The following is a 25,877-nucleotide window of genomic DNA, read 5'->3' on the forward strand; positions in this document are numbered from 1 at the left end:
AAATGCTTCGGCAATCAAACAGGCAGGCAGCCTTTGCTAAGGACGAACGGTAATCGTCCTGCAATGGCTGCCTGCCTGTTTGTTTTTATCATTTGCCGGACTTCAGGAACTGCTCGATAAATTGCTCGGACTTCTCAATGTTTTTGGAGTTGCTGCGAATAGCTGCAATAAGTTCGACTGGCTGCGTCTTCGTCACGATCGGCAAGCCTTGCGCGAGCTTCGTGCCGCTGATATCGATACCGTATACATGCTCATCCGGATTATCTTTTGTAGCCATTTTTACGGCGGTACCGCTGCCGGCATCCAGGTAAGGCTTCCATTGTCCGGAAGCAAGATCGTCTAAAGGAAGGAAGGCGTCCTGCGGACCCATCCAGTCAAATGCTTTTTTATCCATGATGTAAATATCCGGCCGTTCCGTTGCCAGGACGACGACTGCTTTTTGCTGCGCGGCCATGTCGGTTTCATTGCTCGCATCAAGCGGCAAGTAGTTCAGCAGCACCTTAAACCGCTTCCAGTCCGGAAATTTGCTTAAGAGCGATTGCTCTAGCGGACCGGTCTCGTTGCTGAAATCGTTCATATAATAACCGCCGAGCATCATAATGGATACATCAACCGGGGGGAGCTTGGCAAGCCTTGCTTTTTCCTCCTGATGGTTGTGAAATGCGCTAATGCCGTAAATAATAAGTGCCAGGACGACAATGCCGCCCAAAACGTGAAACTTGTAATACCGCCAAAAATGGTCCAGCTTTTCCGCTGAGCGGGCCATTCCTTTATACTTGCCGTACGCTTTCTGGTTGAAAGCTTCGGCTGCTTTGCGGTCTTCGTAAGTCAGAATATAACGGTAAGCTTTCGTTATTTCGTCGAAGCTTTCGTCTTTTCCTTCGCCGCTCCGCTCTTTCGCGCGAGCTCTTCGGAGCAGTGTGTCATAACGCTTCTCCACTTCTTCTCTTGTTGCCGTTTCCGGCAAGCCAAGCCGTTCGAATGACTGTTTCAGCTCGTCCATGAAGTCACCTCTGTTGATATTAAATTACCTCTAATGCTATACGTAAGTATATAACCTCGGGCTTCAAATTTCCATGCTTGCCCTTAAACCGTTTTCAACAGGCAGATCTCGTCGTTAAACGGGAGCGGGCGGATCGAAGCCGCCCTTTATTTGGCGAGCCCGTATGGTATGATAGGATAAATGTTCAATTATTCGGCTTGAATAGGCTTTTCAGCCGTTTTAGCTTTGCTGCGGGGGGAAACAATGTTAACAGGCAAAACGATCATACTCGGCATTACGGGCGGCATTGCCGCTTATAAAGGGGCTGCTTTGTGCAGCAAGCTTGTGCAGGCCGGCGCTGAGGTCCATGTCATGATGACCGAATCGGCGGCTAAATTCATAACGCCGTTAACGCTCCAGACGTTGTCGCGCCATCCGGTCCATATCGACACATTTGACGAGCGGAATCCATCTGTCGTGACGCATATTCATCTGGCGGATAAAGCGGATCTGATTGTTGTCGCCCCGGCAACGGCCAACGCGATTGCGAAGCTGGCGGGCGGCTTTGGCGACGATATGCTGACAACGACACTGCTGGCGGTAACCTCGCCGATCCTGATTGCGCCGGCCATGAATGTCCATATGTATGAGCATCCGGCAGTTGTTCGCAATATGGAGCTGCTTGCAGAACGCGGAGCGATGTTTGTTGAGCCGGGCACAGGGCAGCTGGCTTGCGGGTACGTAGCCAAAGGAAGGCTTGCGGAGCCGGAAGAGATTGTACTGGCCGTAGAAGCTTTTTTCCGTCAGGAGCAGAAGCTGGCAGGCAAAAAAGTGCTTGTGACGGCAGGAGGCACCATGGAGCGGATTGATCCGGTCCGTTATATTACGAACGATTCTTCGGGCAAAATGGGATTTGCCATCGCTGAAGCAGCCAGGCTGATGGGGGCAGACGTAACGATTGTGGCGGGAAGGACTTCTGTTCAGCCGCCCGGCGGCGTGAAGGTAGTCCGCGTGGAATCGGCGCAGCAAATGCTTGAAGCGGTTCAAGCAAGGTACGGGGATTCGGATATTGTCATTAAAGCCGCCGCTGTTGCCGACTACCGCCCTGTCCATGTGCATAGCCGTAAAATGAAAAAGTCGGATGACAAGCTGGTGCTGGAGCTGGAAAAAACGGCCGATATACTGGCAACGCTCGGCGCAGCCAAGCAAGGGCAGTTTCTTGTCGGTTTTGCAGCGGAGACGGATCAGGTCGAGCAATATGCGATGGACAAGCTGAATCGCAAACATTGCGATTTGATTGTCGCAAACGATGTCAGCGCGGATGGCGCCGGCTTTAACGTGGATACAAACGTTGTGCAAGTGTACGGCCCGGAAGGTCTTGTCGAGGCGCTGCCGCTGATGTCCAAGCGGGAAACCGCTGTCCGGCTGCTGGCTATCATTGCCGCACGGATGGAGCGGCGTCATTCCGGAGGCGAGGCGGAATGATCGCCAAAGTGATTGTGGACGTGCCGAGCCGCCAGACGGACCGGCCGTTTGATTACAAGGTGCCTCCGGAAATGGAGGCATGGATTGAGACCGGCAGCCGCGTAGGCGTTCCGTTTGGCGGCCGGGTGCTGCAAGGTTTTGTTATTTCGCTGGCGGCCGGCACGGAATTGGATCCGAAACGGGTGAAGCCGATTGCCGAGCTGCTTGACCCGGCTCCGCCGCTGCTGCCGGATCTGATCGAGCTGGCCAAGTGGATGAGCGACAAATATGTATGCACATGGACGGCGGCGCTGCAAGCGATGGTCCCATCTGCATTAAAAGGAAAAGCTGAACGCTACGTCGTGATGAACGGCGCCGGAGTGCCGGCAGCCGCAAATGGACTGGCCTTTCCGCTGCCGGCAGAGCTGGAGGCATGGCTCGCCAAAGAAGGTTACGTTAAGCTGGAGGCGCTGCTTGCCCGATATCCGGAACATGCGGCAATCGTCAAGATTGCGCTCAAAGACGGACGGCTGGCCGAACGGACTTCCATTCAGGACCGTATCGGCATCCGTAAAGTGCTGACGGTGTACCCGCCGGAGGATTTGGCATGGGGCCGGCAGGCGCTGTCGGAGCTGCCGCCGCGGGCGGGCAAGCAGCGCGAGCTGTTTGCTTTTATGCTGGAGCGGGGGGAGCCGATGCCTTTGCAGCAGCTGCTTGCGGAGGCGGGAGGTTCGGCGGCAAGCGTACGCGCGCTGGCGGACAAAGGGCTGCTGCTGCTGCAAGAGGAAGAGCAGCAGCGCGATCCGTATGCCGGCCGCGAATTTCAGCGGACGAAACCGATGGCGCTTATGCCGGGCCAGCAGCAGGCTTTTGGGCATATAGCAGATGCGATAGACCGCTCGGAACCTCGTGTCATGCTGCTGCACGGCGTGACAGGCAGCGGCAAAACGGAAGTGTACCTGCAGTCCATCCAGCATTGTCTGGATAAAGGACGGCAGGCCATCGTACTGGTGCCGGAAATATCGCTGACACCGCAAATGGTGGAACGGTTTAAAGGGCGTTTCGGCGATCTGGTAGCGGTGATGCACAGCCGGCTGTCCCATGGAGAGCGTTATGATGAATGGCGCAAAATCCGAAACGGGGCCGCGCAGGTTGCGATCGGCGCGCGTTCCGCCGTATTTGCGCCTTTTGAGCATATTGGCCTTATTATTATTGATGAAGAACATGAATCGTCTTATAAGCAAGAGGATACGCCCAAATATCATGCCCGCGACGTAGCGGTCCGGCGGGCGCGCCAGCATGGGGCAGCCGTCGTGTTAGGCTCGGCTACGCCTTCGCTGGAGTCATATGCGGCAGCCTCGCGCCAGTCGGCAGGCAGCGGCTCGATGCTGCTGCCGATGCCGGACCGGGTGGCAGGCAGGCCGATGCCGCCTGTCCATGTTGTCGATATGCGCAGCGAGCTGATGAGCGGCAACCGCTCCATGTTCAGCCGCTCGCTCCATGAGGGGCTTGCGGAGCGGCTGGAGCGGGGCGAGCAGTCGGTGCTGCTGCTCAACCGCAGAGGATATTCGACGTTTGTCATGTGCCGGTCATGCGGATATACAGCTACTTGTCCGCATTGTGACATCTCGCTGACGTTCCATCAGAAGTCGCGGGCGCTGCGCTGCCATTACTGCGGCCATGCGGAGCTGTCGCCCGCCGCCTGCCCTTCCTGCGAAAGCGAACATATCCGCTACTTCGGGACCGGCACACAGCGGGTCGAAGAAGAGCTCGCCAAGCTGTTCCCGGGCATTCGGGTTATCCGGATGGACGTAGATACCACTTCGGAGAAAAACGCGCACGAAAAGCTGCTGAAACGGTTTGGGAACCGTGAGGCGGATGTGCTGCTTGGCACGCAAATGGTTGCGAAAGGGCTGGATTTTCCGTATGTTACGCTGGTTGGCGTCATTGCGGCCGATACTTCGCTAAATTTGCCCGATTTCCGCTCGGGGAGCGGACGTTCCAATTGCTGACGCAGGTAGCGGGGCGCGCGGGCAGGCATGAGCTGCCGGGCGAAGTTATTATCCAGACGTATTCGCCGGAACATTACGCGATTGAAACCGCCCGGCACCATGATTACAGCGCTTTTGTTGCGGAAGAGTTGAAACATCGCAGCGTCATGGGCTACCCGCCGTTTTGCCGGCTCGTGCTTATTACGATGTCGCATGAGCAGCTTCCGCTGCTGTCGGCAGCTGCCGAGCAGTTTGCGGAGCAGCTGCGGGGACTGGCGGCAAGCGCCGGTTACCTCGGCCAGCTGGATAACGGCGCTCCCAAGTCGATGGAGGTGCTGGGGCCGACAGCATCATCGATTTCAAAAATGAAAGATCGCTACCGTTTTCAATGTGTGATAAAATATCGTGGAAACATTGACGTTTCGGCCTTGCTGCGTGCGGCGATGATGCCTTTTATGGAAGGGCCGGCCCAGCGCCAGGTGCTGTTCAGCGTTGATGTGGATCCGCAAGTTATTTTGTAAATCCAACATTATAGATTGTTTGTGAAAAGGAAGGGAACTGACATGGCAATTCGTATTATTGTAAAAGATCCGGATCCGGTTCTGCGCGAAACGGCAAAGGAAGTTACGAAATTTAACTCCAACCTGCAAAAGCTGTTGAAAGATATGGCCGAAACGATGTATGACGCGGAAGGCGTTGGCCTTGCTGCGCCGCAAATCGGCATTTCGAAGCGGGTCATTGTGGTTGACGTAGGAGATGAGAACGGACTGATCGAGATGGTCAACCCTGTCATTACCGAAAGCGACGGCGAGCAGGTCGGGCCGGAAGGCTGCCTCAGCATTCCGAACCTGAACGGCGAAGTGCGCCGCGCCAACCATGTCGTGGTAACCGGGCAGAACAGCGCTGGCGAAACGTTCACGGTTGATGCAACCGGTTATTTGGCGCGTGCATTCCAGCATGAGATTGATCATTTGAACGGCATTTTATTTACGGACATCGCAGAATCCATTTACGACATTTCCGAGCGTTCGGAATCGTCCGGCCGTTCTTCTAAAGGCGGCGAATAACGTTATGCGTATTGTATTCATGGGGACGCCGGATTTCGCCGTCCCTTCTTTACATGTTTTGCTGGAGCAAGGGTACGACGTTGTTGGCGTTGTGACGCAGCCTGATCGTCCAAAAGGCCGCAAACGCACCCTTACGCCTCCTCCGGTCAAGGAAGAAGCCATGAAACGCGGCCTTCCTGTATTGCAGCCGGAGCGGATGCGGAGCGAAGAAGCGGTTGCTGCTTTGGCTGAGCTGAAGCCGGATTTGATTGTAACGGCGGCATATGGGCAAATTTTGCCGAAAGCGGTACTGGAGCTGCCGCGCTTCGGCTGTATTAACGTGCACGGCTCACTGCTGCCGAAATACCGCGGCGGCGCGCCGATTCAGCGCTCGATTATTAACGGCGAGAAGGTGACCGGCGTTACGATTATGTATATGGCGGCCGGACTGGATACGGGCGATATGATCAGCCGCGTCGAAGTGCCGATTGCCGATGATGACACGTCGGGCACATTGTTTGCGAAGCTGAGCGAAGCCGGCGCGGCTTTGCTGAAGGAGACGCTGCCGTCTATTATCGGCGGCACGGCCAAAGCCGAACCGCAGGTGGAAGAAGATGCCACCTACGCCCCGAATTTGACCCGCGACGACGAACGTATAGACTGGAGCAAAACAGCGCTTCAGATTTACAATCAAATCCGCGGATTGTCGCCAATGGCCGGAGCTTTCACGTATTTGGCCGGGGAAGTGTTTAAAGTGTGGGCGGCATCGCCTCACAGCTCCGTGAAGCCGAATGCAGCGGCTGCTGCCGGCGAAGTGCTTCAAGCGGACAGCGAAGGCATTGCAGTGCAAACGGGCAGCGGCGTGCTGCTGCTGAAGGAAATTCAGCCGGCCGGCAAACGCGCGATGGCTGCATCCGAATGGCTGAAAGGCGCACGGCTTGAAGCTGGCGTCGTGTTTGGCGGTGAGCCGCAATGAGTAATCAACGCAGTCCTCGCGCTGGCCGGAAGCCTGCTCCAGAAGCCGGCGCACCCGGTAAGGGAACGCAGCCGAAGCGCGCGCCGAAGCCGCGCTCCGCACGCGAGCTCGCTCTCGATACGCTGCTCAAGGTGATGGAAACCGGCGCTTACAGCAACCTGCAGCTGAACCGTACGCTGCAGGAAGCGCAGCTTGCGCGCGCCGACGCAGCGCTCGTGACCGAGCTTGTGTACGGAACGATCCAAAGAAGAGCCTCACTGGATTACTGGCTGGGCCAATTTGCAGCCAAAGGCTTGCATAAGCTGGAGCCTTGGGTGCTGGAGTTGCTGCGGCTGAGCGCGTATCAGCTGCTTTATTTGGACCGGATCCCGTCCCACGCAGCTGTTAATGAAGCGGTTGTAATCGCCAAGCGGCGGGGGCATCAAGGAATATCCGGAATGGTAAACGGCATGCTTCGCAATATGGTCCGCCGCCGGGAGGAGCTAGTGCCTGAAGCGATTCAAGCGGACAGCCCAGCTGCGCTGCTTGCAGTCAAACATTCGTATCCGGAGTGGCTGGTAAAGCGCTGGATTGACCGGTACGGTTTCGAACTGGCGGAGACGATATGCGAATCCGGCAACGAACCGCCGCATGCGTCGGTTCGCGTGAACGTGCTGAAGCAATCGGCCGCCGAAGCGCTGGGATTGCTGAAGGAAGCGGGGTATACGGCCGAGCTTTCTGCCGCATTGCCTTCGGCCGGTATCGTAATTGACCGGGGCGGCAACTTGGCGGATACCGACGGTTACCGGGAAGGGCGCTGGACGGTGCAGGACGAAAGCTCCATGCTGGTTGCAGTGGCCGTAGCGCCGCAGCCGGGGATGAAGGTGCTGGATTGCTGCGCCGCTCCGGGCGGCAAAACAACCCATCTGGCCGAGCTGATGCAGGGCAAAGGCAAAGTATGGGCAAACGACATTCATCCGCATAAAAAACAGCTGATTGAAAGCCATGCGCAGCGTCTCGGCCTGGACAACGTCGAGGCGATTACGGAGGATGCCGCCAAACTTGGCGAGCGGTTCGCGCCGGAGTCGTTTGATGCTGTATTGCTTGATGCGCCTTGTTCCGGATTTGGCGTTATACGCCGCAAACCGGAAATCAAATGGACCAAGACAGCCGGGGATGTAGCAGCGATTGCCGCACTGCAGGGGGAACTGCTGGAGACGGCAAGCAGCCTGGTCCGTCCCGGCGGCGTGCTTGTATACAGCACGTGCACGATTGAACGGGAAGAAAACGAGCTTCAAGTGGAACGGTTTCTGGAACAACATCCGGAATTTGACTTGGACGCGGAATGGAATGACGCCGTACTTGCGCCGCTTCGTGAAGCAGGGGTTGTGGACGCTTCTTTTACAGGATGTTTGCAGCTGCTCCCGCACCATTTTCAAAGCGACGGCTTTTTTATTGCCCGGCTGAAAAAACGGCTATAAGAGCTAATGTGGCTCCGCATAGGCGTTTGTGGTAGAATATTCGACAACGGCGCGCGGGAAAAATTTTTCATGCGCCTTATTAAAACGTACAGGTGTGATATTTAGTAATGAAACCGTTCATTTATGACTATACGCTCGACCAGCTTCAGGATTGGATGAAAGAGAACGGCGAACCTGCGTTCCGCGCCGGTCAGCTGTTCGACTGGCTTTATGTCAAACGGGTCAAACAGTTTGAAGAGATGACCAACCTTCCGAAGGAACTGAGGCAGAAGCTTGATGACCAGTTTGCTTTCGTGACGCTGACCGAGATTACTAAGCTCGAATCCAAAGACGGCACCGTCAAATATTTGTTTGGCCTGCATGATAACCATGCGATTGAGACGGTTGTCATGCGCCATAATTACGGCAACAGTATATGCGTAACGACGCAGGTCGGCTGCCGGATCGGCTGCACGTTTTGCGCATCGACGCTTGGCGGCCTGAAGCGGAATTTGACTGCCGGCGAGATTGTGGCGCAAGTGGTTACCGCCCAGCAAATGCTGGACGCGACAGGCGAGCGCATCTCGAGCATCGTCATTATGGGCTCGGGCGAGCCGTTTGAGAACTACGATGCGACAATGGCGTTCCTTCGCACAATGATTCATGAAAAAGGTCTGAATATCGGACAGCGGCATATAACGGTATCGACCAGCGGAATTGTGCCAAGCATTTACAAGTTTACGGAAGAAAACACGCAAATTAACCTGGCGATCTCGATCCATGCGCCTAACGATGCACTGCGTTCCAAGCTGATGCCGGTCAACCGCCGTTATCCGTTTGAAGACGTGATGGAGTCGCTTCGCCACTATATTGCCAAAACAGGACGCCGGGTTACGTTCGAATACGCGCTTATCGGCGGCGTAAACGATCAGCCTGAACATGCACAGGAGCTTGCAGATGTACTCAAAGGCTTGCTCTGCCATGTCAACCTCATTCCGGTCAACCATGTGCCGGAACGGAAATATGTGCGCACGTCGCGCGATGAAATTTTCGAATTTGCCCGCGTGCTGGAGCGCAACAACATCAATGTGACGATCCGAAGAGAGCAAGGACATGATATTGCGGCTGCTTGCGGCCAATTGAGAGCGAAACATATGGAGTCCACGGCGAGGTGATAGCGTTGATAACGGCGAACCAAAGCGATGTCGGCAAGATTCGTCAATTAAACGAAGATTACTCATGGGTCGGCCAGCTGGCTGACGGAATAACGCTCGCCATTGTGGCGGATGGCATGGGAGGACATCAGGCTGGCGATGTGGCCAGCCGAGTAGCCGTTGACGCTATGAAAGAAGCGGTGTCGCGTGCGATTGGAGACGGCGCTTTTACGCCTGAAGAAGGGCGGGCGCTTATCCGAAGCGCGATGGAAGGCGCCAATGCAACGGTATTTGAATTGGCATCCGGGAATGAGCAGTATTACAACATGGGCACAACGCTGATTGCCGCATTAGTGCGGGGCAGCGAAGCGACGATTGGTCATATCGGGGACAGCCGTGTCTATTTGATCGATTCTGCAGGTATTAAGCAGATTACGGAAGATCATTCGCTTGTGAACGAGTTGGTTCGTTCCGGCCAGATCAGCCCTGAGGAGGCTGCTCATCATCCGAGAAGGAATGTCGTAACGAGAGCGGTTGGAACGGATGAGTACGTTGAAGCTGACGTGCTGACGGTACAGCTGGAGCAAGATGCCGTGCTGCTGCTTTGCAGCGACGGTTTGACAACAATGGTGAGTGACGAGCAGCTGCTCGAAACGATTACAACGAAAGAGCTGGAGCTCTCCGCCAAGGCGGAACGCCTCATTCAGCTGGCTCTGCAAGCCGGAGGAGATGACAACGTTACAGTCACTCTTCTTCAGCATTCCGCAGGCACGAAGCAGGAGGTGTAAAGATTGTGATAGGACATGATTTAGGCGGACGCTATGAGATTATATCCCGGATCGGCGGGGGCGGCATGGCGCTTGTCTACAAGGCGCATGACGTGCTGTTAAACCGTTATGTCGCTGTTAAAGTGCTGCGTCAGCAGTTTGTTCATGATGAGGAATTTATTCACCGCTTTCGCCGCGAGGCGCAATCGGCAGCTGCGTTATCCCATCCGAATGTCGTCAGCATCTACGATGTTGGACAAGAGGATGATACCCATTATATCGTCATGGAATATATCGAAGGCCATAATTTGAATGAGATTATACAAGAACGCGCGCCGCTGCAGGCAGAGGAAGCGGTGCGTATTGCCGTGCAAATCGCGGATGCTCTAGACCATGCGCATTCTAATCATATTATTCATCGCGATATTAAACCGCATAATATTCTGATCGGCAAAAACGGCCGGGTCAAAGTAACGGATTTCGGCATCGCAAGAGCCGTCACCTCGTCTACCATTACGCAAACCGGCTCGGTTGTCGGGTCGGTCCATTATTTTTCGCCGGAGCATGCCAAAGGTGTAACCGCCGGCGAGAAGTCGGATATTTATTCGCTTGGCATTGTGCTCTATCAGATGGTGACGGGCCGCCTTCCTTTTCTGGGAGAAAGCCCGATCAGCGTAGCGCTTAAGCATTTGCAGGAACCGTTTGAGGAGCCGCGCAAAGTAAATCCGCATATTCCTCAAAGCGTGGAAAACATTATTTTAAGGGCAATGCGCAAAAATCCTTCTGAGCGGTACGTTTCCGCTCGTGAAATGTTAAGTGATCTGGACAATTGCCTGCGGCCGGAAAGACTGAACGAACCGAAAGCCGATTTTGAATCGGATCATGATCTGGAGGAAACAAGGGTCATGCCGGCGATTCGTCCCGGCGATTTCAAGCCAGCAGCCAGCATTGCAGATAAGCCGCCTGAGCGTCACCCGGCGCATGCGAATCCCGCTCATTCTGCGTCTCCTGTACTGGAACGAAAACAAGCCAGCGCAGACACCGCTTCTCCGAAAGCGAAAGGCTGGAAGCGGCCGACAACGATTGTTATCTCGACACTCGTTATATTGGCTTTAATCATTTGCGGCTTTATATGGCTGCTTGGCAAACTTGACACGCCTGAAGTGGACGTGCCAAATGTCATTGGCCAGACGGAAGAAGCGGCAAGGCAGATGATTGAAGAGAAAGGCTTGAAAGTTGAGGAGCCTGTCCAGCATGAATATAACGATGAGATAGCTAAAGGTATCGTCTTTGACCAGAATAAGCAGCATATGACGACCAAGCAAGGTTCCAGCATTGCTCTAAAGGTCAGTGACGGGCCGCAGCCTGAATTGTTAAGCGATTATCGCGGACAGCAGATCAAATCGGTCAAAGATGCGCTAATCGCGTTAGGCGTTGATGCCAATAGCATCCAAGTGACCGAACAATACAGCGATGATCAGGATCCGGGAGTTGTCCTGGAGCAGACGCCGGCGCCGCAGTCGGAATTTGTGCCGGAAGAAGCGACTTTTACTTTTGTGGTCAGCAAAGGCAAAGAAACGTTCAACATGCCTAAACTTGTCGGCAAGTCGCTTGCGGATGCGAAGAAGATGATCGCGGATGCCGGATTAAAGCTTTCCGACGATGATATTTTATATGAAAGCAGTTATGAGTATGCCAAAGACCAAGTTATTGACCAGTCTCCGTACGCGGCGGGCGAAGCGGTATCCAAAGGCGCAAGCATCTCGCTTCGCGTAAGCTCGGGCGCACCGGCAGATGCTAAGCAATATCAGTTTAACGTGGACATTTCGCCGGCCCAGGAAGGCAAAAAAAGCGAAGTGCTGCTTATTTACAGCGATGCCCGCGGCCAAAATGTAGAAGAGAAGCATACGATTACGAAACGCCAAGTGTTCCCGGTAACGGTCATTTTGTCGCCGAACACGGAAGCGACGCTTATGGTCATGAGGGATGACCAGTTTATCGATACGGTATCGATCAGCTACGACGATATTGTGAATGGGGAAACGTCATCCGTCGTCGCGGTGCCGGCCGATAATAAACCGGCGGACAGCCAGCCGAGCCCGGACCAGTCGCCGGATAATCCGGCAAGCCCGGATAATGGCAGCGGCACGGACGCCGGACATAACGGCAATAATGGAAACGGCGACGGCAAGAATCACGGCGGCAATGAAGGAAATAACTAACAAGGGGATCGACATGGCTGAACAGCAGCTCAAAGGACGGATTGTAAAGGCGTTAAGCGGATACTATTATGTGCGGCCGGATGAAATCACGAGCGCTGGCCACGATATTCAATGCCGGGCGAGAGGCGTGTTCAAAAAACGCGGCCTCTCGCCGCTTGTCGGCGATCATGTAATCTACAGCCTCACCGAAAACGGGGAAGGCGTAGTAGACGAACTGCTTCCGAGAAGAACGGAGCTCGTTCGTCCGCCGGTTGCGAATGTGGACTTGGCCGTCCTCGTCTTCTCGGTGACAGAACCGGCGCTTAATTTGCAGCTGCTTGACAAATTTCTCGTCCATATTGAACATGCCGAGATCCGCCCGGTTTTATGTTTAAGCAAAAGCGATCTGGAGCACGAAGGATCGCAGTCGATTGAAGCTAAAGCTGCAGCGGACAAAGTAAGAGAGCTGTATACCTCGATCGGCTACGAAGTGCTTGGCACCAGCTCCCGGCACAGCGAAGGCATTGACCAGCTGCTGAGCAGGCTTCAAGGGCATGTAGCTGTATTTGCCGGCCAGTCGGGCGTCGGCAAATCCTCGCTGTTAAACGCCATTGTGCCGGGTCTTGCGCTTGAAACCAATGTAATCAGCAACAAGCTCGGGCGCGGGAAGCATACGACCCGCCATGTAGAGCTGATAGACGTAGGCGGTGCATACGTTGCGGATACGCCAGGCTTCAGCCAGCTGGACTTTCAAGAGCTGGGCATCGAGGATCTTGGTTATGGATTTATAGAAATGAGGGAGCTCGCTCCCAAATGCAAGTTCAGGGGCTGCACGCATGTGCATGAGCCGGGCTGCGCTGTGCTGGAAGGGATAGAGAAAGGCACAGTGGCGAAAAGCCGCCATAGCCATTATTTGCAGTTCCTTGAAGAAATGAAGGAAAAAAAGCGGAGGTACTGACACATATGACAATTATAGCTCCTTCCATTTTATCAGCCGATTTTGCCCGTCTGGGCGCAGAAGTGACGGCAGCGGAACAAGCCGGCGCAGATTGGATCCATATCGACGTCATGGATGGCCATTTTGTTCCGAACTTGACATTTGGCCCGCCGGTCATTAAAGCAATCCGCTCTGCAACCAAACTTCCGTTTGACGTACATTTGATGATTGAACGCCCGGAACTTTCGATTGCCGATTATGTTAAAGCAGGAGCTGACCGGATTACGGTTCATGCGGAAGCAACGGTTCATCTGCACAGAACGCTTCATCAAATTAAAGAATTTGGCTTGCCGGCAGGGGTTGCCATTAATCCGGCTACTCCGGTGTCCGTACTGGAGCCGGTTCTGGATGATGTGGATCTCATTCTGATTATGACCGTCAACCCGGGTTTTGGCGGGCAATCGTTTATCCCTTATTCGCTGGACAAGCTTCGCGAGCTTCGTGTTATGCTGCAGCGCCGCGGATTGCAAGACATGCTGGTGCAGGTCGATGGGGGTGTCAATACGGAAACAACCCGGGCTATTCAGGAAGCTGGCGCTAATGTGCTGGTTGCCGGCAGCGCGGTGTTTGATAAAGCGGACCGGAAGGCGGCAATCGCTGCACTTCGATAAGAGGGGGCTTTCGGATGGAAACGGAACTAGAGGAAATAAAGGTGAGCAAATGGAGAACGGCGTCAGGGATACTGCTCTACAGCGTTGCTGCGGGGGTATTGCTGGCGATCTTCTCCATGATTCCAAACATGATCCGATTTGTGTTTTCGCTACTCGCACTTTATTTGGTTATACGTTTTTTTCGAAAGGTTGAATCGTGGAAAAGCCGGACCGTATTTATCGTTTTGGCACTTTTCTTTTATTTTCTGGCGGCGATTGTCGTAGCGATGGTCCGCTTTGTAAATTCGGGCGAAATTCCGGCGGCGCCTTAACAGCTGCCGCTCCGGGGTGTTCCGGGTTGGAATAGTACGGCTTATCGCCGCATAGGATGGTTACATGAACGATGGTTCGTGTAACCTTTTTTTTATGCCGATGCAGCTGTCTGGCGGCCGGGTATATAGATGTGTAATGGACCATCAAGGTGAGCGAGTCTGAGGAGGGATGAACATGAAATTTTACACGATCAAGCTGCCAAAATTTCTGGGCGGATTTGTAAAGGCCATATTGAATACCTTCCAAAAAAGCTGAAGCTGATACTGCCGCCTTCGATTGGTTTGTCTATGAAAAAAAGCACCTGAGTAATCAGGTGCTTTTTGCATCGTTGTCGAACGTAATGTTCTTACACGCGTGTAACCTTGCCGGATTTCAGTGCGCGGGTGCTCACCCATACGCGTTTTGGTTTGCCGTCAACCAGAATGCGAACTTTCTGAACGTTGGCGCCCCAAGTGCGGCGGTTTTTGTTGTTGGCGTGGGAAACATGGTTTCCTGTTCCAGGTCCTTTACCAGTGATAAAGCATTTGCGGGACATGACTACACCTCCTTCAGGAATTGCATAAAGCAAAACCAACTTCGTAAGCAATTTTCAATAATAAAATTACTTCTTACCAATTAGAAACATACCCACTTATCGTATCACATATTCAAAAACTGTTCAACCTGTATATAGGGCTTTATCAAGGAATAAAACGCCGATTAGACTTCAATAACAGTATCATTTATAGTACAATAGTACATAAGTCCATACTCATAAAGAGAAGGAGTGATTTCCATGCCTCTGCAACTAAACAACGAATTGGGCCACATCTATATAACGGACGAAAGCATAGCTGTTATTGCAGGCTCTGCAGCCATGGATTGTTATGGACTTGTCGGAATGGCATCGCGTAAACAACTGAAGGATGGAATTGCCGAATTGCTTGGCCGAGACAATCTGTCCCGTGGTGTTGAAGTCCGCCGGGAAAAGGACGGGCTTCTGCATATCGACTTGTACATAATCGTAAGTTACGGAACCAAAATTTCCGAGGTAGCGCATAATATTCAATCGAAAGTGAAATACGTTCTGAATGAGGTTATCGGCCTGGAAGTTCACCAGGTTCACATATTTGTTCAAGACGTAAGGGTTACTACTTAGGAAGGGGAATCATTATTTGAGTAAGCGCTTCATAAACGGAAACGATTTTACAGCTATGGCTGCTCTTGGTGCGGACTACTTGCAGCGCAACGTGGAACGGGTGAATGCATTAAATGTGTTCCCGGTACCTGACGGTGATACAGGAACCAATATGAATTTGACGCTCCAGTCGGGTATGCGCGAGCTGCACGCTAAACCATCCGCCCATTTGGGTAAAGCCGCCGAAGCGCTTTCGAAAGGACTCCTGATGGGTGCCAGGGGCAATTCGGGCGTCATTTTGTCGCAAATTTTCCGCGGATTTTCCAAGTCGCTCCAATCGCTGGAGCAGGCGGATCCGGTACAATTTGCTGCAGCGATGCAAAGCGGCGTCGATACGGCTTATAAAGCGGTTGTAAAACCGATTGAGGGCACGATTCTAACCGTTGCGCGCGAAGCGGCCAAACATGCGGTTCAATACGCGAGGAGAGCAGCCGATCTGAACGATTTGATGCAAGAAGTATACGCTAAAGCGCATGAGACGCTTCAGCGTACGCCAGATATGCTGCCTGTACTGAAGCAGGTTGGCGTTGTCGACTCCGGCGGCCAAGGCTTGCTGCTTATCTATGAAGGGTTTATGCACTGGCTGGCTGGCTCTGCGGTTTCAGCATCTGCAGGAGCGGAAGCTGCCGCGCCGGCAGCAGTGCTGAAAGGATCTGCCCCTGCGGCTGCCGTTATCCGCAAGCAAGCACCGGCATCTGCGCAATCCCGTTTGTCAACGGAAGCGATTGAGTTTCTTTACGATATGGAATTTTTTATTAACCGCACACTTGGCGGAAGTTCCGCTTCCTTTTTTAATGAATCCGCTTTCAGGAATGAGCTGGCAAAAGACGGCGATTCGATTATCGTCATTTCCGACGAGGATACGGTCAAAGTGCATGTTCACTCCCGCAAACCGGGCGATGTATTGAACTTGGCTCTGCAATACGGCGAATTGATGGATATCCGTATTTTGAATATGCGGGAACAGCACCGTGATCTGCTTGCTGCAGAACAGTCCGGCGAACACGAAAGCATCGAAGGGCCGTATGAGCTGCCTCATGAAGAATTTTCCCCGGCTGAGCTGCTGGCAGGTTCCGTTCAGGCGGTGCCTCCCGGCCAGGTTCACGAGTGGGCGCCGTTTGGCCTTATTGCGGTTGCGATGGGCGAAGGGCTGAGAACGATCTTTTTGGGTAATGGGGCAGACATTGTGTTGTCAGGCGGACAAACGATGAACCCAAGCGCCGAAGATTTCGTAAACGCTATTGAAGCTTTGCCGGCAGAGCATGTATTTATCCTTCCAAACAATGGGAACATTGTGCTGGCCGCTGAACAAGCAGCTTCCTTGTGTGAACGGAAAGTGACGGTTATCCCGACCAAAACGATTCCGCAAGGACTGGCAGCGCTGCTTGCGTTCCAAGAGGAACAACCGGCAGAGCGCAACGAAGAATTCATGATTAACGCAGCGAAGCAGGTGATATCCGGCCAAGTTACGCATGCGGTAAGAGATACGTCCATTGATGGCATCGATGTAAAAGAAGGCGACTACATCGCGATTTGCGAGAAAAAAATCGTCGCTTCGGAGAAGCAGCTGCTGGCAGCCTGCCAGACGCTGATTCGAAGCATGATGGAAGGCGGCGGCGATCTGCTGACGGTACTGACGGGCGAAGATGCCGGCGAAGCAGATACGAAAGAGCTGGCACAGTGGCTGGGAGATGTGTATCCGGAGCTGGAAATCGAGGTCATTAACGGCGGTCAGCCGCTGTATCCTTACTTGTTTGCGATTGAATAACGATTGTGGTTGGAGAGTGATAGGATGGGCAAGATCATTATAATGACGGACAGTACGTCCGATATCCCGCAGGAGGTTCGTGAACGGCTTCAAATTGAGATGATTCCGTTAAAAATCGAAATTGACGGCGTTACGTATTTGGATAATGTAACGCTGGATCCGGACTCGTTTTATGAAAAGCTGGCAGCCGCATCTGCTTTGCCCAAAACATCGCAGCCGTCGCCTACCGAGTTCGTGGAAGCGTTCCAGCGCATTTTGCAGCAGGAACCGGATGCTTCCATCATTTCTTTTCATCTGTCCTCCGAGTTTAGCGGAACGTATCAATCGGCGCTTATTGCGTATTCGATGCTGGAGGAGCAGGCGGATATTACGATTATCGACTCCAAATCGGCATCATACGGTTTCGGGGCGCGGGTAGTCAAAGCAGCGGAAATGGCGCTGGAAGGCGAATCCAAAGAGGCGATTTTGGAAGAAGTGAGCCGCCTTGAGAAAGAAACCGAAGTGTTTTTTCTAGTCGATACGCTTGAATATTTGCAAAAAGGGGGCAGAATCGGCCGGGCATCCGCAATTATTGGCACGTTGTTAAATATTAAGCCGATCCTGTCGATTGACAAAGACGGTTTTGTCACATCTGTCGATAAAGTACGCGGCACCAAAAAAGCAATGAACCGCATTATTGAACTGCTGCATCAAAAGTTTGATCCGCAGGAGCCGGTTGCTATTATTATGGCTTGGGCCGGCCGCAAAGATGCCGCGATGGATCTGCACGAGCTTGTGAAAAACAGCTTCAACGTGCAGAAAACGGATTTTACTACGATTGGCCCGGTTATCGGTAATCATGCCGGACCTGGGACATCGGCCGTTTTTATGTATAAATTGAAGGGTTGATTGTAACATGAATATGCTGGATCAATTAACGGTCCGGCAAGTGAAAGGCGTGAGCGCTTCGAAGGAAGAAGAGCTTCACGCCTTTGGCATACATACCGTGGCCGACTTGCTGGACTACTTTCCTTTTCGGTATGAAGATTACCGCCTGCGCAGCTTAACGGAGATTAAAGACGGGGAGAAAGCGACGGTAGCGGGAGTAATCCGCGGCAACCCCATGCTTCAGCGGTATGGTAAAAATAAATCAAGATTAACAAGCAAAATCGAAGTGGACGGCATGCTGATCACAGCCGTATGGTTTAACCGCCCGTTTCTGAAAGACCAGCTTGTGCCGGGGCGGCCGATCAGATTAACCGGCAAATGGGAGCCTAACCGGCTGCAGTTAACGGTTTCGGAGTCGGAATTTGCGGATCAGGAATCCAAATCGGCCAAATCAGGCACCTTGCAGCCCGTCTATTCGGTTGGCGGCGCGATTACCCAGACCTGGCTGCGCAAAACAGTCCGCCAGGCGCTCGCACAATTTGGCTCGATGATTCAGGAAGTGCTGCCTGCTGAGCTGGTCGAAAGCAGACGGCTGGTTCCGCGGCGGGAAGCGGTAGAAGGAATTCATTTGCCGGACGGAACAACGGTTGGCGCGGAAGCAAGACGGCGGCTTGTTTATGAAGAGCTGTTTCTGTTCCAGCTGAAGCTCCAGGCGTTCCGCTCTCTTAATCGCGATCGTGCCGACGGCATTATGCATAGTATCGAAGCAGAAACGATCCGGCGCTTTGCGGCCAGCCTCCCTTTTGAACTGACGGCGGCGCAGAAAAAAGTTGTAAACGAAATCGTTCACGACATGCGCCAGCCGTATGCGATGAACCGCCTGCTGCAGGGCGATGTCGGTTCAGGCAAAACCGTTGTTGCCGCTATTGCCCTTATGGCCGCGGTCCGGAGCGGGCATCAAGGGGCGCTTATGGTGCCGACCGAAATATTGGCGGAGCAGCATGTCCGTTCCTTGCAGAAGCTGTTTGCGGGTGAAGGCTTCCAAGTGGCGCTGCTGACGGGCAGCCTGACGGAACGAAAACGGAGGGATGTGCTTGCCGGGCTGCAAATGGGCATGATTGATATTGTCGTCGGCACGCATGCGCTCATTCAGGAAGATGTCTTTTTTCGCAGCCTGGGGCTTGTGGTGACCGACGAACAGCACCGGTTTGGCGTCAATCAGCGCAGCATATTAAGGCGCAAAGGGATGAACCCCGATGTGCTGACGATGACGGCGACTCCGATTCCAAGAACGCTGGCGATTACTGCTTTTGGCGATATGGACGTCTCCACGCTGCGGGAGCGGCCGCATGGACGCAAGCCGATTAAAACCTATTGGGTGAAGCATTCAATGATGGACCGGGTATACGGTTTCATCCGGCGTGAAGTGAATGAAAGCCGGCAGGCGTATATTATTTGCCCGCTGATCGAAGAGTCGGACAAGCTTGATGTGCAAAATGCGATTGATGTGCATGTGCAGATCCAGCAGGCATTTCCCGATTTGCGCGTCGGGCTTCTGCACGGACGGATGTCCGCGGCGGAAAAAGATCAGGAAATGCACAAGTTTGGCGCTAACGAATCGCAGGTGCTTGTTGCGACAACAGTTGTCGAGGTTGGCGTAGACGTGCCTAACGCGACCCTAATCGTCATTATGGATGCAGAGCGGTTCGGGCTGTCGCAGCTGCATCAGCTCCGGGGGCGCGTTGGACGCGGAGCCCATCAATCGTATTGCGTATTGGTTGCGGACCCGAAATCGGAAGTGGGCCGCGAACGGATGAATGTCATGACGGAAACGGACGACGGTTTTGAAGTGGCTAGACGGGATTTGGATTTGCGCGGTCCGGGCGATTTTTTTGGCACGAAGCAAAGCGGCCTTCCGGATTTTAAGCTGGCGGATATGGTGGCCGATTACGGGGTGCTGGAGCAGGCGAGGGACGACGCGGCGGAGCTGACCGGCCGGGAAGATTTTTGGGTAAATCCGGCGTATTCGGGCATCCGCGAAATTTTGAAGCAGGATCATATTTTTCAAGGCGAGCAGCTAGATTAGTCAATATCATCATCCATCCGGCATATAGATAACCGATTAGCTTTGGCGGATGGAGGTGTACGGCGAAGTGAGCTATCAAAAATACGGCATTAAGCCGGAACTGGTTGAACGCGTCAAATTCAAGCTGAAAAATCCGGTCATCAAGGACCGGATGCGAATGCTGATATCCAACGTAACGAAATACGACTTGCAGGACCGTGTGAAGGTGCGCAAGCTGGTAAAATCCGCTGCCCTGATCTTACATGAAAATTTGACGGAGCTGCAGGAAGAACAGCTCGTCCATTTTATCGTATCGCTAAAGATTGATCCTAACAACACGTTCCACTTGCTTAAGCTGTGGAGCATGTTCCGCTGACCTTAACCGGTCAGCTTTTTTTATGGGCAGCGGCATAAGCATGCTTTAAAACAGCTCCAGCTGGTCGGCCTGCGGTATCGGAAGGATCAGCTCGGGCGAATCGTTGCGGACAGAGCCTACGGCTGCAGAGACGGCGTAAGCCTCCATCTCTTCCGGGGGATAAGGCTGAAGCAGCTTTTGCAGCTCCGCTGTTGATGTAATGCTCCGGTCCAGCCATATTTGCTCTGCCTCAGGCGGCAATATCACCGGCATCCGGTTGTGAATAGAAGCCTTGAGTTCATTTGGTTGTGTGGTCACAATGGTGCATGTGCTCACTTTGCTTCCGTCCGGGGCGATCCAGCTTTCGTACAAACCGGCCATGCTGAATAATGTACGGTTTCGCATAACGATACGCATCGGCTGCTTGCCTGAAGCCGTTATTTTCCATTCGTAGAAGCCATCTGCAGGGATAAGGCAACGTTTCCGCTGAAGCGGACCGGCAAACGCTGGTTTGGCAGCTGCTGTTTCTGCTCTTGCATTTATCATCATGAATCCGGTTTTCGGATCGTCCGCCCATGGCGGAACCAGCCCCCATTTCAGTTCGCCCAGCCTGCGCGTTGTGCCGTCATGAATGATGGCCGGAATTAGTTGTCCGGGCGCAATATTGTATTTGGGCTGATGGAATGGAACGTTGTTGCCGTTAATCCAGTAATGCGCCATCAGCTCGTCCAATGTGACCGTCAATGTATATCTCCCGCACATAGGGCTACATCCTTTCGTTAAATAGTATGGAAGGCGCCGCCTTTACTCATAATGGTAATCTAAGCCCTAATCGGAGTAAAGGATGGCAACCATGTAATGGCAAGCAGCAAAAGATGGAAGTTCAAAAGTTTGGCAGCCGGACTCATCCGGATGCCGGTTTCGTTGTATGATATGATCGCCGCTAAATGGCTCTCTTGGAGGGATTCCCGGCATTTCACCTTGACAGTAGCGGAATTAACTCCGGAAGCAAGCGGGCAGATGACCGCTCATGTACAGGCGGATTATGCTATGAACCGCCGCCAAAACGGCAGACTGCAGATGGAAGCGGCTTTGCCGTTAGGCGAACTGGAAAAGCCGGCGAGCCGGCACCGCGATGTATGGCTGGCCAAGCTTAGCTGCGACGACCGGGAGCAAATCGAACGCGTCCGGGCGGAAACCCGGCTGCGGAACCGGAACAACGTAACGCGGACGGAGGCTTACAGGCGCCTGTATTTGCGGAGGCCGGAGCTGCATTGGGCGCTGCTGGCCCATATGGTTTCCCGGAACGCGGGCTGGAACATGACGGATTTGAAAGGCGAGTGGCTGCCGCGTTTAATACGTGAAGCGGATCGGAATTTGCTGTTCCAGCTGCTTGAGCGATGCAACAGTTATATTTTTCACGACGCATATGTTCAGCTTCGGTTATATGAGTACAGCCTTGCGGCTGGACGAAGCTTTATGTACTTGCTTCCGGAGCTGGGCGTATCAAGATGGATGGTGCCGGTATGGGAGCAATTTTGGGAAACGCGCAATCCGGTGCCTTTAACCGTCGCCCTAATTATTAATGAACAGCATTTTATCGAGCAGCGGGTTATTCAAAAACCTTTTTTTCAAGAGCAGGTGCTCCCTGCGTTTATTACAAATTTGCAGGCGCTGCTCCTATTTAATACCGTTCTGCTGCCTTATGGCAGAGAGCAGGAGCTAAGGCTGGCCGGGCTCAGCATTGAACGATTTGAACGGATAGAGAAACGGATCGAATTTGGCAAAAGCTTATATGCCCTTTTGTACGGTGCTCCCTCCATTAAGAACGGCGTGATTGATTTTGTACAGCGCACCGCACATACGGGCTCTCGGGCGGATTATGCTCCTTTGCTGTACCAGGCCGGGCTTCCCAGCCTGACAGAGCCGGCGGCTCCTTATCAGAAACGGCTGCATGGCGGAAACATCGAGCCGGGGAAGCCGCTGCTGCTCAGTCCGGTATTAGAGGAAGCATGGAGCGATAGGGCGTTGTCTTATCCGGAAACGGGGGACTGGTACCAATCTGCACTGGATGTGGAGCCTTATGTTCACAAAATGCCGCTCCCGCATTTGTTTGAGAAAACGCGAGAACATCTGTTTCTGATGAACAAAATGGAGCTGGCCGTGCTCGCCAAGGAACGAATGAACGGCAGCGGCCGCTAAAACAAAAAAAGGCACGAAAATGAAGGACAGTCGTGCCTCCGGTATGCTTTTTAGCAAGCGAATTATGTTTTGGGATCGTGCGCATGTATAAGCTGCTCTATAGCTTCCCGGGCTTTATCCGCTGTATGCCTCCATGTATATTCGTTTAAAATTTTGCGGCTTGCGCGCTCCCCCGTCGCTTTAATCTCATCACGGTTCTCGAAAGCGTAGCGCATTGCGCGCCGTAACGCGCCAAGATCGGTGTTTATCCACCACACATCGGACAAAATCGGGACACTGCCAATAGCCGGCTGAATCGTGGCAACTTCTGTGCTGTCTACGAGATAAGCGGTGTCGGCGCTGCAAAAGTCGGCACTTGGCCCTTTGTCCGGCAAAATGACGGGAATTCCGCACGCCATCGCCTCAATAATGGGCAGCCCAAAGCCTTCGCCACGGTATGCGTGGACGAGGCAATCACAAGCTTTGTATAAAGAAGCCATCTCCCGTTCTGTATACTCCTGTTCCATATAGACAATATGAGGGCTGTTGGCTGCCTCGGCAGCTGCAGTAAGGAAGGCGGTGCTTGTAGCTCCTTTGTAGAAGGATTGGGTTCCGAAATCTTTAACAATCAAGCTGACATCTTCATCCTGCCGGAATTCTTCCGTATAAGCTTGAATTAATAGATCGACGCCTTTGCGCCATATGGTTCCGCCTACAAATAAAAAGCGAAAACCTGCCGGCACATCCAGCGCCAGCGGCTCAACTTCAGGATGGAAAATATGTTCGTCTACGCCAAGCGGAATCACTTTAATTTTGTGCTCGTCAAGGCCGGATCTCACATAACATTCTTTATTGTAGTTGCTGTATACCCATACTTGATCCACCCAATATTTCATCGGGGCATACCAGGCTGTAGGCAAGGAGCCAAATTCCCAAGGCTGCATCACGATCCAATGCTTGCTGACCGGCACCGTAAAGTTCGGTGGATATTGATGGCTGACTGTCACATCTGCCGTCAAGGTTCCTTGCGTGAAAGGCGGACGGAAAGCGCCAATCGTCAGCTCGATATGGGAGTGGCTGGACAGGTAGCGGATGATGTTCCGGTTGACTTTAGCCAAGCTGTGAATATCGGCTACCGGACCTTCCCATGCAAGCGAATAGGGCTGATTAGACGCGGTGCCGCTGTTCAAGGCAGTTCCGTCCAGAATGCTGCGGATGATGTCTGCAACCGCACGGGCAGAATATTTCTGCTCGATATCGAGCCGGGCCTGCTTCGCAATGCGCTCGCGTTTCTCTTGGTCTTCATAGGCTTCGCGCAGCGTCCTGCGCACATTGCCGGTTGTGACCTTTGCCCATTGATGCCCTTGATAGAATCCGGGGAGTGTTTGCTGGAGGACAACGTCTACTTCTTCCAGTTCAGCTTCCGGTTCGATAAGAAAAGAGTTGGTTTCCTTCATAAACTCGGTTGATCCGCTCCAGTTAATCGTTATCGCCGGTTTGCCCATCGCCATCATTTCCATACACGGCATTCCCCAGCCGTTGGCCCGGTCTGTTGACACGTAACAATCGCTGCTATGGTACAGCGACAGAAGGTCATCTATCGGAATTTTGTCCTGGATCAACTCAATATGCGGATGATTCGTTAGGTCCGGGATGTAGGAGCGGATTAACGAAGGCAAATCGACATGCGGATGCCAGGAAGGGACGTAAATCTTCAAGACAAGGCTGACATCCTCGTCCGCTGAGAACTCCTCGCAGAAAGCTCTCACCAGCAGGTCGATGCCTTTGCGATAAACAAAAGCGCAAGTATACAGAAATTTAAATGATTTTACGGCTTCGTGAAAAGGATAAGGCCGGAATGATTGATTATATTTCTCGGATTGAATCGAATAGGGCACGAGCTTCAGCTTATCCCGGTCCACTCCGCTTCGGCTAAACGTCTCCATATTAAATTGGGACGGCAGCCATATTTCATCCATTGCGTTACACCACTCCACCCATGCCGGCGGGATACGGTCCGTTTCAAAAATCGTAATGCCTATTTTTTTGGCAAAAGAGATGCCTTCAAAATGAATCAGCGGAAAAGTGTCGGGCTGAGCGTGAATGATTAATACAGGCTTCTCGCCGATAGCTTCAATCGGCTTGTTCACGCGCTCAAGGAAAAGCCTATCTTCCTCTCCGATCTCCTTCTCATGCCTGCCGATAGGAACAAGATGAACCGGAATATTTAACAGGTCCAAGCTGCGCAGCAAATTTCGGGATACGTTGCCGTAACCGGTAATTTCTCCGATCGGTGCGACCCATACAATACCTGTGGGCAAGGTCAACGCCATTTCTCTCCTTTCAAATATGTTGCCGTAAGCTCGCTTACGTAATCGACATCCGCCAGCTCCATGCCTTGATGGCAAGGGATATAGAGGCCGTTATGATTAATATGTTTGGCTGCGGGATACGAATCCTCGATGTTTCCAAACTGCTGCTTGTAATATGGCTGATTCAGCAGCGGCATCATGTAACGGGTTTCGACGCCGTTTTTTTCCAGAAACATCGCATAATCATCCCGGTTGCCCCGTTTTAGTACAATCGGATACATCATATACGCATGTTCATGCCCTTCCGGAATATAAGGCAGCTGAAGCGCATCCTCATATTGGCTTAAAGCGCGCGTATAAGCTTCGCCGATCGTTTTGCGATGAAGCATCATTTGGCCGGTTTCTTCCAGCGCCGCAACGCCTAGCGCGCCTTCAAGCTCGGTAATCCGATAGGAATAACCCATCCGGACAAAGGAAAAACGCCTCTGAACCAATGACTCCATAAAAGCATCGTCTAATTCATCATCATCATCTATATTCAAGTAGATCGTATCCCGGCCATGCTGCATAATGGAACGCAGCAATTTCTCATCCGACTCATCTTTCATCGTAATGACCCCGCCGACTCCGGTTATGAGAAGATGAGCGACATAGGTCGAGAAGCAGGCGTAATCGCCAAACGTGCCGACGGACCGTCCTTTATAATGGACAAACATCGTTTCGCAAGAATCTTCAATGACTTGCAGCTTATGCCTGCCGGCAATCTCCATGATCGGATCCATATCGCAGGGCAAGCCAAACAGATGCACAGGAATGATGACTCGGGTGCGGCCAGTTATATGCTTTTCGATTTCACGGGGGTTTATATTGTAGGTGTAAGGATCAACATCAACAAAGACGGGTTTCATATTCAGCTGGATGACGATATTGGAAGTAGCGACAAAAGTAATGGCCGGAACAAGTACTTCATCCCCATCCGCGTAGCCGTGTTTTTCTTTTAAAGCGGCCAGTGCGATTTGCAATGCACAAGTCCCGCTGGCTGTAAATACGGAAGTTTGGCGCTGATGTTTTTTGGCAAACTGGTGTTCAAACTGTTGGATATATTTGCCGGATGAAAGCCGGTTATGATCTAAAGCGTCGAGAACATATTTTTTGGCATTGTCCGAAATGTTCATATGCCCCAAAGGAATATGCCGTTTCATGATTCGAACA

22 protein-coding genes and 1 pseudogene are annotated in these 25,877 nt (G+C 52.8%); 18 read left to right on the forward strand and 5 right to left on the reverse strand.

Annotated elements, in window-relative coordinates:
• Positions 1 to 88: 88 nt before the first annotated feature.
• Positions 89 to 1,003, reverse strand: coding sequence for a J domain-containing protein (locus tag ET464_RS03140; RefSeq protein WP_129438171.1), 915 nt, complete (start codon positions 1,001 to 1,003; stop codon positions 89 to 91).
• Positions 1,004 to 1,246: 243 nt separating this feature from the next.
• Between ET464_RS03140 and coaBC the strand changes: the two genes are divergently transcribed.
• The 12 genes and pseudogenes from coaBC (at position 1,247) to spoVM (ending at position 14,195) form a co-directional block, all read left to right on the forward strand.
• Entirely contained in the window at positions 1,247 to 2,467 is a 1,221-nt protein-coding gene (gene coaBC, locus ET464_RS03145; RefSeq protein WP_129438173.1) for a bifunctional phosphopantothenoylcysteine decarboxylase/phosphopantothenate--cysteine ligase CoaBC, read from the forward strand.
• A pseudogene (priA, locus tag ET464_RS03150) lies at positions 2,464 to 4,958 on the forward strand (primosomal protein N'). The gene coaBC and the pseudogene priA overlap by 4 nt, the downstream one beginning before the upstream one ends.
• Before the next feature lie 42 nt (positions 4,959 to 5,000).
• The gene (gene def / locus ET464_RS03155) at positions 5,001 to 5,504 is read left to right on the forward strand and encodes a peptide deformylase (protein WP_129438175.1); all 504 of its coding nucleotides are present in this window, start codon (positions 5,001 to 5,003) and stop codon (positions 5,502 to 5,504) included.
• 4 nt (positions 5,505 to 5,508) lie between these two features.
• Positions 5,509 to 6,459, forward strand: coding sequence for a methionyl-tRNA formyltransferase (gene fmt, locus ET464_RS03160; protein ID WP_129438177.1), 951 nt, complete (start codon positions 5,509 to 5,511; stop codon positions 6,457 to 6,459).
• Positions 6,456 to 7,919 carry a 16S rRNA (cytosine(967)-C(5))-methyltransferase RsmB gene (gene rsmB / locus ET464_RS03165; RefSeq protein ID WP_129438179.1) on the forward strand — a complete coding sequence of 488 codons (1,464 nt, stop codon included), beginning with the start codon at positions 6,456 to 6,458 and terminating at the stop codon, positions 7,917 to 7,919. Before fmt ends, rsmB begins: the two co-directional genes overlap by 4 nt.
• A 107-nt stretch (positions 7,920 to 8,026) precedes the next feature.
• Positions 8,027 to 9,073: a dual-specificity RNA methyltransferase RlmN gene (gene rlmN / locus ET464_RS03170; protein ID WP_129438181.1), complete on the forward strand. Its 1,047-nt coding sequence runs from the start codon at positions 8,027 to 8,029 to the stop codon at positions 9,071 to 9,073.
• The gene (locus tag ET464_RS03175; RefSeq protein WP_341869740.1) at positions 9,070 to 9,840 is read left to right on the forward strand and encodes a Stp1/IreP family PP2C-type Ser/Thr phosphatase; all 771 of its coding nucleotides are present in this window, start codon (positions 9,070 to 9,072) and stop codon (positions 9,838 to 9,840) included. Before rlmN ends, ET464_RS03175 begins: the two co-directional genes overlap by 4 nt.
• Before the next feature lie 5 nt (positions 9,841 to 9,845).
• Entirely contained in the window at positions 9,846 to 12,041 is a 2,196-nt protein-coding gene (gene pknB, locus ET464_RS03180; protein WP_129438183.1) for a Stk1 family PASTA domain-containing Ser/Thr kinase, read from the forward strand.
• A gap of 13 nt (positions 12,042 to 12,054) precedes the next feature.
• Positions 12,055 to 12,978 (forward strand): ribosome small subunit-dependent GTPase A, encoded by a 924-nt coding sequence (gene rsgA / locus ET464_RS03185; protein WP_129444024.1) that lies wholly within the window; start codon positions 12,055 to 12,057, stop codon positions 12,976 to 12,978.
• 5 nt (positions 12,979 to 12,983) lie between these two features.
• Positions 12,984 to 13,628 carry a ribulose-phosphate 3-epimerase gene (gene rpe, locus ET464_RS03190; protein WP_129438185.1) on the forward strand — a complete coding sequence of 215 codons (645 nt, stop codon included), beginning with the start codon at positions 12,984 to 12,986 and terminating at the stop codon, positions 13,626 to 13,628.
• 14 nt (positions 13,629 to 13,642) lie between these two features.
• Positions 13,643 to 13,939, forward strand: a complete 297-nt coding sequence (locus ET464_RS03195; protein WP_129438188.1) for a hypothetical protein — start codon at positions 13,643 to 13,645, stop codon at positions 13,937 to 13,939.
• Positions 13,940 to 14,114: 175 nt separating this feature from the next.
• A complete protein-coding gene (gene spoVM, locus ET464_RS03200; protein ID WP_040711006.1) occupies positions 14,115 to 14,195 on the forward strand; it encodes a stage V sporulation protein SpoVM in 81 nt (26 codons plus the stop codon).
• Positions 14,196 to 14,286: 91 nt separating this feature from the next.
• Here the strand turns inward: spoVM and rpmB are convergent, their stop codons facing one another.
• The gene (gene rpmB, locus ET464_RS03205) at positions 14,287 to 14,475 is read right to left on the reverse strand and encodes a 50S ribosomal protein L28 (RefSeq protein WP_129438190.1); all 189 of its coding nucleotides are present in this window, start codon (positions 14,473 to 14,475) and stop codon (positions 14,287 to 14,289) included.
• Positions 14,476 to 14,715: 240 nt separating this feature from the next.
• Here rpmB and ET464_RS03210 point away from each other — a divergent pair, with 240 nt between their 5' ends.
• The 5 genes from ET464_RS03210 (at position 14,716) to ET464_RS03230 (ending at position 20,193) form a co-directional block, all read left to right on the forward strand.
• Complete coding sequence (locus ET464_RS03210) at positions 14,716 to 15,078, forward strand: Asp23/Gls24 family envelope stress response protein (protein ID WP_129438192.1); 363 nt, start codon at positions 14,716 to 14,718, stop codon at positions 15,076 to 15,078.
• Positions 15,079 to 15,094: 16 nt separating this feature from the next.
• Positions 15,095 to 16,885 carry a DAK2 domain-containing protein gene (locus ET464_RS03215; RefSeq protein WP_129438194.1) on the forward strand — a complete coding sequence of 597 codons (1,791 nt, stop codon included), beginning with the start codon at positions 15,095 to 15,097 and terminating at the stop codon, positions 16,883 to 16,885.
• A 24-nt stretch (positions 16,886 to 16,909) separates the two neighbouring features.
• A complete protein-coding gene (locus tag ET464_RS03220; RefSeq protein WP_129438196.1) occupies positions 16,910 to 17,773 on the forward strand; it encodes a DegV family protein in 864 nt (287 codons plus the stop codon).
• Between the two features lie 7 nt (positions 17,774 to 17,780).
• A complete protein-coding gene (gene recG / locus ET464_RS03225) occupies positions 17,781 to 19,838 on the forward strand; it encodes an ATP-dependent DNA helicase RecG (RefSeq protein ID WP_129438198.1) in 2,058 nt (685 codons plus the stop codon).
• Between the two features lie 67 nt (positions 19,839 to 19,905).
• A complete protein-coding gene (locus ET464_RS03230; RefSeq protein ID WP_165279880.1) occupies positions 19,906 to 20,193 on the forward strand; it encodes a stage VI sporulation protein F in 288 nt (95 codons plus the stop codon).
• 45 nt (positions 20,194 to 20,238) lie between these two features.
• Here the strand turns inward: ET464_RS03230 and ET464_RS03235 are convergent, their stop codons facing one another.
• A complete protein-coding gene (locus tag ET464_RS03235; protein WP_129438202.1) occupies positions 20,239 to 20,934 on the reverse strand; it encodes an SOS response-associated peptidase in 696 nt (231 codons plus the stop codon).
• A gap of 96 nt (positions 20,935 to 21,030) precedes the next feature.
• Between ET464_RS03235 and ET464_RS03240 the strand changes: the two genes are divergently transcribed.
• On the forward strand, positions 21,031 to 22,374 hold the full coding sequence (locus tag ET464_RS03240; RefSeq protein WP_129438204.1) for a DUF2515 family protein: 1,344 nt from the start codon (positions 21,031 to 21,033) through the stop codon (positions 22,372 to 22,374).
• 62 nt (positions 22,375 to 22,436) lie between these two features.
• Here the strand turns inward: ET464_RS03240 and ET464_RS03245 are convergent, their stop codons facing one another.
• Both ET464_RS03245 and ET464_RS03250 read right to left on the reverse strand, forming a co-directional pair.
• The gene (locus ET464_RS03245) at positions 22,437 to 24,680 is read right to left on the reverse strand and encodes a glycosyltransferase family 4 protein (RefSeq protein ID WP_165279881.1); all 2,244 of its coding nucleotides are present in this window, start codon (positions 24,678 to 24,680) and stop codon (positions 22,437 to 22,439) included.
• Positions 24,677 to 25,867, reverse strand: a complete 1,191-nt coding sequence (locus ET464_RS03250; protein WP_129438208.1) for a DegT/DnrJ/EryC1/StrS family aminotransferase — start codon at positions 25,865 to 25,867, stop codon at positions 24,677 to 24,679. Before ET464_RS03250 ends, ET464_RS03245 begins: the two co-directional genes overlap by 4 nt.
• Between the last annotated feature and the right edge of the window lie 10 nt (positions 25,868 to 25,877).

This window comes from Paenibacillus protaetiae (assembly GCF_004135365.1).
GTDB classification, from domain to species: Bacteria; Bacillota; Bacilli; order Paenibacillales; family Paenibacillaceae; genus Paenibacillus_AP; species Paenibacillus_AP protaetiae.

What these genes read in the sequence shown, in the direction of transcription:
- ET464_RS03140 (WP_129438171.1), bottom strand. Translation starts at nt 1,003, where the DNA reads ATGGACGAGCTGAAACAGTCATTCGAACGGCTTGGCTTGCCGGAAACG.
- coaBC (WP_129438173.1), top strand. Translation starts at nt 1,247, where the DNA reads ATGTTAACAGGCAAAACGATCATACTCGGCATTACGGGCGGCATTGCC.
- def (WP_129438175.1), top strand. Translation starts at nt 5,001, where the DNA reads ATGGCAATTCGTATTATTGTAAAAGATCCGGATCCGGTTCTGCGCGAA.
- fmt (WP_129438177.1), top strand. Translation starts at nt 5,509, where the DNA reads ATGCGTATTGTATTCATGGGGACGCCGGATTTCGCCGTCCCTTCTTTA.
- rsmB (WP_129438179.1), top strand. Translation starts at nt 6,456, where the DNA reads ATGAGTAATCAACGCAGTCCTCGCGCTGGCCGGAAGCCTGCTCCAGAA.
- rlmN (WP_129438181.1), top strand. Translation starts at nt 8,027, where the DNA reads ATGAAACCGTTCATTTATGACTATACGCTCGACCAGCTTCAGGATTGG.
- rsgA (WP_129444024.1), top strand. Translation starts at nt 12,055, where the DNA reads ATGGCTGAACAGCAGCTCAAAGGACGGATTGTAAAGGCGTTAAGCGGA.
- rpe (WP_129438185.1), top strand. Translation starts at nt 12,984, where the DNA reads ATGACAATTATAGCTCCTTCCATTTTATCAGCCGATTTTGCCCGTCTG.
- ET464_RS03195 (WP_129438188.1), top strand. Translation starts at nt 13,643, where the DNA reads ATGGAAACGGAACTAGAGGAAATAAAGGTGAGCAAATGGAGAACGGCG.
- spoVM (WP_040711006.1), top strand. Translation starts at nt 14,115, where the DNA reads ATGAAATTTTACACGATCAAGCTGCCAAAATTTCTGGGCGGATTTGTA.
- rpmB (WP_129438190.1), bottom strand. Translation starts at nt 14,475, where the DNA reads ATGTCCCGCAAATGCTTTATCACTGGTAAAGGACCTGGAACAGGAAAC.
- ET464_RS03210 (WP_129438192.1), top strand. Translation starts at nt 14,716, where the DNA reads ATGCCTCTGCAACTAAACAACGAATTGGGCCACATCTATATAACGGAC.
- ET464_RS03220 (WP_129438196.1), top strand. Translation starts at nt 16,910, where the DNA reads ATGGGCAAGATCATTATAATGACGGACAGTACGTCCGATATCCCGCAG.
- recG (WP_129438198.1), top strand. Translation starts at nt 17,781, where the DNA reads ATGAATATGCTGGATCAATTAACGGTCCGGCAAGTGAAAGGCGTGAGC.
- ET464_RS03235 (WP_129438202.1), bottom strand. Translation starts at nt 20,934, where the DNA reads ATGTGCGGGAGATATACATTGACGGTCACATTGGACGAGCTGATGGCG.
- ET464_RS03240 (WP_129438204.1), top strand. Translation starts at nt 21,031, where the DNA reads ATGGCAAGCAGCAAAAGATGGAAGTTCAAAAGTTTGGCAGCCGGACTC.
- ET464_RS03250 (WP_129438208.1), bottom strand. Translation starts at nt 25,867, where the DNA reads ATGAAACGGCATATTCCTTTGGGGCATATGAACATTTCGGACAATGCC.